At 73.0% G+C, this 7,044-nt stretch carries 8 protein-coding genes; 2 read left to right on the top strand and 6 right to left on the bottom strand.

What is annotated here, in order from left to right; translation table 11 throughout:
* Window positions 1–101 precede the first annotated feature (101 nt).
* The 3 genes from tsaD to tsaB are packed head-to-tail and all read right to left on the bottom strand — an operon-like array spanning window position 102 to window position 2,405.
* Window positions 102–1,247, bottom strand: coding sequence for a tRNA (adenosine(37)-N6)-threonylcarbamoyltransferase complex transferase subunit TsaD (gene tsaD / locus ACFY1P_RS27515; RefSeq protein ID WP_361526844.1), 1,146 nt, complete (start codon window positions 1,245–1,247; stop codon window positions 102–104).
* Entirely contained in the window at window positions 1,231–1,713 is a 483-nt protein-coding gene (gene rimI / locus ACFY1P_RS27510; RefSeq protein WP_390752124.1) for a ribosomal protein S18-alanine N-acetyltransferase, read from the bottom strand. Before rimI ends, tsaD begins: the two co-directional genes overlap by 17 nt.
* A gap of 23 nt (window positions 1,714–1,736) precedes the next feature.
* Window positions 1,737–2,405 carry a tRNA (adenosine(37)-N6)-threonylcarbamoyltransferase complex dimerization subunit type 1 TsaB gene (gene tsaB / locus ACFY1P_RS27505; RefSeq protein ID WP_361526842.1) on the bottom strand — a complete coding sequence of 223 codons (669 nt, stop codon included), beginning with the start codon at window positions 2,403–2,405 and terminating at the stop codon, window positions 1,737–1,739.
* A gap of 128 nt (window positions 2,406–2,533) precedes the next feature.
* Between tsaB and ACFY1P_RS27500 the strand changes: the two genes are divergently transcribed.
* On the top strand, window positions 2,534–3,115 hold the full coding sequence (locus ACFY1P_RS27500) for a hypothetical protein (RefSeq protein WP_361526840.1): 582 nt from the start codon (window positions 2,534–2,536) through the stop codon (window positions 3,113–3,115).
* A gap of 120 nt (window positions 3,116–3,235) precedes the next feature.
* Here ACFY1P_RS27500 and ACFY1P_RS27495 read toward each other — a convergent pair whose 3' ends face one another.
* On the bottom strand, window positions 3,236–3,415 hold the full coding sequence (locus ACFY1P_RS27495) for a hypothetical protein (RefSeq protein WP_361526838.1): 180 nt from the start codon (window positions 3,413–3,415) through the stop codon (window positions 3,236–3,238).
* Between the two features lie 154 nt (window positions 3,416–3,569).
* On the opposite strand from ACFY1P_RS27495, the gene tsaE reads away from it, so the two are divergent.
* Window positions 3,570–4,097: a tRNA (adenosine(37)-N6)-threonylcarbamoyltransferase complex ATPase subunit type 1 TsaE gene (gene tsaE / locus ACFY1P_RS27490; RefSeq protein ID WP_361526836.1), complete on the top strand. Its 528-nt coding sequence runs from the start codon at window positions 3,570–3,572 to the stop codon at window positions 4,095–4,097.
* 401 nt (window positions 4,098–4,498) lie between these two features.
* On the opposite strand, the gene ACFY1P_RS27485 is transcribed toward tsaE, so the two are convergent.
* Both ACFY1P_RS27485 and alr read right to left on the bottom strand, forming a co-directional pair.
* The gene (locus ACFY1P_RS27485; protein WP_361526834.1) at window positions 4,499–5,746 is read right to left on the bottom strand and encodes an alpha/beta hydrolase; all 1,248 of its coding nucleotides are present in this window, start codon (window positions 5,744–5,746) and stop codon (window positions 4,499–4,501) included.
* A 17-nt stretch (window positions 5,747–5,763) separates the two neighbouring features.
* A complete protein-coding gene (gene alr, locus ACFY1P_RS27480; RefSeq protein ID WP_361526832.1) occupies window positions 5,764–6,981 on the bottom strand; it encodes an alanine racemase in 1,218 nt (405 codons plus the stop codon).
* Window positions 6,982–7,044: the final 63 nt, after the last annotated feature.

Raw genomic sequence — 7,044 nt, 5'->3', positions numbered from 1 at the left:
CACGGCCGCTTCCTCACGCCATCACGAACGGCCGGAACACCGCCCACGTCACGGCCGACCAGCCACGATCAACAAGATCGTGTTACGAGCTCTAACGGGGCTCACGACTCGTACAGGTTCTTCTTGCTCAGCTCGTGCACATGATCGTGGTCGTGCGCGTGGGCGTGGCCGTGCGTGTGCCCATGCGCGTCCTCCGGCCCCGGTACGTGCGGCTCCGTCACCGGCAGCGAGGAGTCCGCCGAGAGGTCCCACGCCGAGGCGGACCGCCCCCGCGCCACCATTTCCGAGCCCAGCGCCGCGACCATCGCGCCGTTGTCCGTGCACAGCTTCGGGCGCGGCACGCGCAGCGTGATGCCGGCGTCCTCGCAGCGGCGGGCGGCCATGGCGCGCAGGCGCGTGTTCGCGGCGACCCCGCCGCCGATCATGAGGTGGTCGACGCCGTTGTCCTTGCAGGCCCGCACGGCCTTGCGGGTCAGGACGTCCACGACCGCCTCCTGGAAGGACGCCGCCACGTCCGCGACCGGCACCTCCTCGCCCGCCGCGCGCTTGGCCTCTATCCAGCGGGCCACGGCGGTCTTCAGGCCGGAGAACGAGAAGTCGTAGAGCGGGTCGCGCGAGCCGGTCAGGCCGCGCGGGAAGCGGATGGCGTCCGGGTCGCCCTCGCGCGCGTACCGGTCGATGACGGGGCCGCCGGGGAAGCCGAGGTTCAGCACGCGCGCGACCTTGTCGAACGCCTCGCCCGCCGCGTCGTCGATCGTCGAGCCCAGCGGCCGGACGTCGGAGGTGATGTCCGGCGCGAGGAGCAGCGAGGAGTGCCCGCCGGAGACCAGCAGGGCCATCGTCGGCTCGGGCAGCGCGCCGTGTTCGAGCTGGTCGACGCAGATGTGCGAGGCCAGATGATTCACGCCGTAAAGCGGCTTGCCCAGGGCGTACGCGTACGCCTTCGCGGCGGACACCCCGACGAGCAGGGCGCCGGCGAGGCCGGGGCCCGCCGTGACGGCGATGCCGTCCAGGTCCTTGGCGCTGACCCCCGCCTCCTTCAACGCCCGCTCGATCGTCGGGACCATCGCCTCCAGGTGGGCGCGGCTCGCGACCTCGGGCACCACGCCGCCGAAGCGGGCGTGCTCGTCGACGCTGGAGGCGACGGCGTCCGCGAGCAGCGTGTGGCCCCGGACGATGCCGACGCCCGTCTCGTCGCAGGAGGTCTCGATGCCGAGGACGAGGGGTTCGTCAGCTCTGGGAGCCATGGGTCATTCCTTGCACTGCGGAGTTCGGATCGGAAAGGCGCATCACGAGCGCGTCGACGTTACCGGGCTGGTAGTAGCCGCGGCGCACCCCGACCGGCTCGAAGCCGAAGCGCTCGTAGAGCCGCTGGGCGCGGGTGTTGTCCACGCGCACCTCGAGGAGGACCTCACGGCACTCGAAGGCGGTCGCCGTGGTGAGCAGCTCGGCGAGCAGCCGGGCGCCGAGGCCGGTGCTCCAGTGCTCGTAGGCGACGGCGATGGTCTGTACGTCGCCGGTACCGTCGATCGCGGCGAGACCCGCGTAACCGACGATGTGGCCGTCGGGGGCCTCGGCGACCACGTAGCGGCGGTTGGCACCCGCCCCGCGGGCGTGGGCCAGCTCGGACCAGAACAGGCCCTTGGACCAGGCGTCGTCCGGGAAGAGCACGCGCTCCAGCTCCAGCACCGGCCCGATGTCCCACCAGCGCATCTCGCGGATACGCACTGTCTCGGTCACTTCGGTGTGACCACCTTGTAGTTCGCGGGCACCTGCGCGTCCGGACGGCGCAGATAGAGCGGCTGGACCGGCAGGAACTCCCCGCCCGTCCGCAGCCTCTCCGCCGCCAGCGACGCCAGGGCGCCCGCCGACTGGTGCTCGGGCATGTCGGTGCGCACGTCCGTGAAGGCGTCGGGGTAGAGCAGCCCGCCCGCGCCGATGACGGTCAGCCCGGCGAGCGGCTCGGTGAGGTCGGCGGGGCGGTCCACGGCGGGCTCGGTGACGCGGGTACGCGCGTCGCCGTACCGCGCCCAGTAGACCTCCTTGCGGCGGGCGTCCGTCGCCACGACGAACTCGCCCTCCAGCCCCTGCTGCCCCGCCGCGTACGCGATCCCGTCGAGCGAGCACAGCCCGTGGACGGGGACGGAGAGCGCGGCGCCGAAGGTGGCGGCCGTCACGATGCCGACGCGCAGGCCGGTGTACGGGCCGGGGCCGACGCCGACGACGATGCCGGTCACGTCGGCCAGGGTGCGACCCGCCTCGCCGAGCACCCGGTCGACGGCGGGAAGCAGCAGCTCACCGTGCCTGCGAGCGTCCACCTGGCGCGATTCGGCGATGACTTTGTCGCCGTCGTGGAGGGCGGCAGTGACGGCGGGGGTTGCGGTATCAAGAGCGAGCAGCAGCACACTGACAGCCTACGGCGCGCCATGGGGCGGACGGTGCCCGCGCCCGCTCCCGCCGAGGGCGCGGCGGGGGCGTACGCGGGTGCTACGGTCAGCCGCATAGCCGTACGCAGGACGAAAGGGTGCGCAGCGTGGCACGCAGCAGCTCGGGAGCGATGGTGGCCGCGCTCACGGCGGTGGCCCTGGCCGGGGTCGGGTTTCTCGCCTATCAGGCGGACGCCGCGCCCGGACGCCCGCACGCCGCCGCTTCCGCTTCGCCCTCCGGCTCCGGCGAGGCGTCGCCCGGCCAGGACGCCGGCGGCAAGGACAAGCCCGCGCAGGACCCCGCCACGACCGTCCCGGCGAACTCCGGCACCGGGAAGCGGGTCGTGTACGCACTCGGGGCCAAGCGGGTGTGGCTGGTCGGCGCGAACGGGCAGCCGACCCGGTCCTTCGAGGTCGCGCCCAGCGCGGTGAACCCTGCGCCGGGATCCTACAAGGTGACCTCGCGGACGCCCACCGGCAACGGCTCGGACGGCGTCCCGATCGAGCACATCGTGCGCTTCCACCAGGACGCGGCCGGTGTCGTCTTCGGCTTCAGCGCGGCGGTCGACGGGTCGTCGCCGAAGCCCTCCGCCACGCAGAAGACCGGTGGCATCCGGGAGCAGCCGGCGGACGGGCGGGCCATGTGGGAGTTCGCGGTGAGCGGGGCGAGCGTGGTGGTGGTCCCGTAAGGGGTCACCGGCCGTCGGGGGCGGTGCGCCGTTCACCCTGACGGGTTTCTTTTTCCCTGCCGCGGTCGCTGCCGCGTTCGCTGTTGCGCTCGCTGTCGTGCGAGGCGGGGGCCTCTTCCTTCACGCCGCCGGACGGTTGCGTTCCTCTTCGGGTTCGGGTGCCCGCGGGGGCGTCGACACCGCGTCCGCCGCCGCGCACGCGGCCAGGAGATCTCGCATCGACAGAGGCCGCTCATCGGACCGCTCGTCGTGGCGGTCGGCAGCAGGCGCAGGCTCGGCGGCGGGTTCTCGGGCCGTCATGAGTGCCTCCTGAGGCAGCTGGGCAAGGTTAGGTAGACCTAACCGTGTCTCTGCCTTCCATGTGACCATGCCGGAGACCGCCCGCGCAACATCTTGCCGACGGCTTGTCGGAATGAAACGGCGTACGGCGGCGGGCCCCGTACCATCGACGGGTATGAACGCCCCGCATGACATCTCCACCGCCAACATCGCCCACCTCACCGTCAAGTCCGCCGAGGACATGCGGGACTTGGGCCGCAGGCTGGCCGCGCTGCTGCGGCCCGGCGATCTGGTCCTGCTCACGGGTGAGCTGGGCGCGGGCAAGACGACGCTGACCCGCGGGCTGGGCGAGGGCCTGGACGTACGGGGCGCCGTCACGTCCCCCACCTTCGTGATCGCCCGCGTCCACCCGCCGCTCGGCTCCGGCCCGGCCCTCGTCCACGTCGACGCCTACCGCCTCAACGGCGGCCTGGACGAGATGGAGGACCTCGACCTCGACGTCTCCCTGCCGGAGTCGGTCATCGTGGTGGAGTGGGGCGACGGCAAGGTCGAGGAGCTCTCGGACGACCGCCTGCACGTGGTGATCGAGCGGGCGGTGGGGGCGGAGGCGGATCTCTCCGAGGGGGCGGACGATGTGCGGGGGGTTCGCTTCGAGGGTGTGGGCGAGCGGTGGGCTGACGCGGACCTGGGTGGGCTGGGCTGATTTTTCGGGTGCGGGCCATTGCCGCCTGCGGCGGGCTTTGTTCCCCTACCCCGCCCCTTCCCGGCTGCATCTGATGTGCGGCTCCGCCGCGTGGGGGGCGCGTGCCCCAGGCCCCCGGCCGCGGGTGCGTTGGCGCCTGCGGCGCTTTCTTCCCCTACCCCGCCCCTTCCCGAAACTGGGGGCAAGCCCCCAGACCCCCGAAGCACGCTCCGCGCGCTGTCCTCAAACTCCCCCAGCTACCTCCCCCAGACTCCGTCCGGGGGTGCCCCCAGAGGTGCCCCCAACGGGCTGAATGTGCTGGCTACGGTCCGCACATCTCAGCCCGTCCGGGGTTTGAGGACGCGGCCGCAGGCCGCCCCCGCCGCAGGCGGCAACGGACCCGTAGCCGGAAAAGCTTCCGCTCAGACCCGCCGCCGCCCCGCCGAAACCCGCTCGCACGACGCACCCGCCGCAGCCGAAAGCAGCTCCATCAAGCAGCCGGAAACCACTTCCGGCTGCTCCATCATCGCCAAGTGCCCCACCCCCGGGAGCAGCACCAGACGGGCCCTCGGGAGGACCTCCGCGATCGCCTCCGAGTGCTTGCTCGGGATCATCAGGTCCTTCTCGCCACCGATGACCACGACGGGGCAGTCGGCGAACGTACAGAGCGCCTCCACCTTGTCGTGCTCCGCGAAGACTTGGTAGAACTCCGCGACGATGTCGACCGGGGTCGCCTCCAGGAGGCGTTCGGCGAAGCGGGTGACGGCCGGGTCCACGTCGCGGGAGCCGAAGGAGTAGCGGCGGATGAGGCCCGCGAAGAGGTCGGCGGTGGCCCGGCGGCCGCGCTCTACCAGTTCCGGCTGCGCGGTCATCACCTTGAAGACGCCCGGCAGCACCCGCCGCACCACGCTCATGCCCGCGGCCGGCAGCCCGTACGTGTTGGCCGCGAGGCCGCCCGAGGAGGTGCCGACGAAGGCAGTGCCGACGACTCGGTCGGCGATCAGCTCGGGGTACTGCGCGGCCAGCGCCATCATCGTCATGCCGCCCATGGAGTGCCCCACGAGCACCAGGGGCCCCTCGGGGGCGGCGGCGTCGATGACCGCCTTGAGGTCGCGGCCGAGCAGGTCGATGGAGACCGGGACGCTCCCGTCCAGCTGGGAGCGGCCGCGCTCCGAGCGGCCGTGGCTGCGCTGGTCCCAGAAGACCGTGCGGACGGCCCCGCGCAGGGCGGCCCGCTGGAAGTGCCAGGCGTCCTGGCTCAGGCAGTAACCATGGCTGAAAACCACGGTGACCGGAGGGGCCGTACGCCGTCCGAAGATCCGCTTCAGCAGCGTCTCCTGAGCGCCGCCCGAGGGGCCGGCCGGGCCGTCCTCCACCTCGTCGACCTCGTAGTAGAGCTCCGTGCCGTCCTCGGCGACCGCCCGGCCGGGCCGCCCCCGCAGCGTGCCGTACGGGCCCATCGAGTCCAGCGCGAGCCGGGCCTTGCGGCGTACCCCGCGCCCCACGGTCAGGCGCTCCACCGCCACGCCGACCGCGGCTCCGGCGGCCACCACGCCGATCGCGGCCGTGGCGACGCCCGCGCCCCGCCGCCACCCGGCGGACCCGACCGCATCCACCACGTCGGCCACCCCCGTCACACCGGTTCCGTCGGTGTTCGCGCTGTCGCTCATGCCGTGCCCCCCGTGTCCTAGCTCTCCTGCCCGATCACGTCCGTGCTCTCGTTCACGTTCTCCCGCGCGGCACCGTTCACACCCGCGCCCTCGTCCACCGTCTCACCTACATAGACGCGAGGCACCCGTCCGGTGATGCGCGTGACGACCTCATAGGCGATGGTTCCGGTCGCCCGTGCCCAGTCCTCGGCGGTCGGCTCGCCCCGGTCGCCCGGCCCGAACAGCACCGCCTCGTCGCCCGCACGCGCGCTGTCGCCGCCCAGGTCGACCACGAACTGGTCCATGGCCACCCGGCCCGCGACCGTCCGCCACTTGCCCCCGATCAGCACGGGCCCGGTCCCGGAGGCGGCCCGTGGGATCCCGTCCGCGTAGCCGACGGGAACGAGGGCGAGAGTAGTGGCACCCGGCGTGACGTAGTGATGCCCGTATGAGACACCGTGCCCGCCCGGCACGCGCTTGACGGAGGCGAGGGACGCGGACAGCGTCATCACGGGCCGCAGGCCGAGCTCGGCGGGCGTGCCGAGCTCGGGGCTCGGGGAGACGCCGTAGATCGCCAGGCCGGTGCGGACGAGGTCGAAGTGGCTCTCCGGGAGCGTGAGGGTCGCCGGGGAGTTGGCTATGTGCCGCACCTCCGGCTCGATGCCCTGCCCCTCGGCGTAGGCCACCGCGTCCTTGAAGACCCGCAGCTGCGCCTGGATGGACGGGTGGCCGGGCTCGTCCGCGCACGCGAAATGCGACCACAGGCCGGTGACCTCGATCAGGCCCTCGTCCTCCGCGGCGCGGGCGGCGGCGATCAGTTCCGGCCAGTCGTCGGGCTGGCAGCCGCTGCGGCCGAGGCCGGTGTCGATCTTCAGCTGTACGCGGGCGGTGCGGCCGCACGCGCGGGCGGCCTCGCTCACCTCGCGCACGGCCCACAGGCCGCTCACCGACACGTCGATGTCCGCCTCGACGGCCTCCCGCCAGGGCCCGCCCGGCGTCCACAGCCAGCACATCAGGCGGCCCCGGTCACCGGCCGCGCGCAGTGCCAGCGCCTCGTCCGGCGTGGCCGTGCCGATCCAGGCCGCACCCGCCTCGCGGGCCGCCCGGGCGCAGGGGATCGCGCCGTGGCCGTACGCGTCCGCCTTGACGACAGCCATCAGCTGCGCCCGGGGCGCACGGGCGCGCAGCAGGCGTACGTTGGCCCGCAGGGCGGCCAGGTCGACCAGGGCACGGGCGCGCATCGGTGTCTCGTTCATCCCCGTCAGTCTCTCAGGTGTCCGTTTCCGTGCGCCCCCACTGCCGGATCCACGGCAATACGG

Source organism: Streptomyces sp. NPDC001407, from assembly GCF_042895325.1.
Taxonomy (GTDB): domain Bacteria; phylum Actinomycetota; class Actinomycetes; order Streptomycetales; family Streptomycetaceae; genus Streptomyces.
This window is presented reverse-complemented; position numbering and strand designations above follow the sequence as displayed.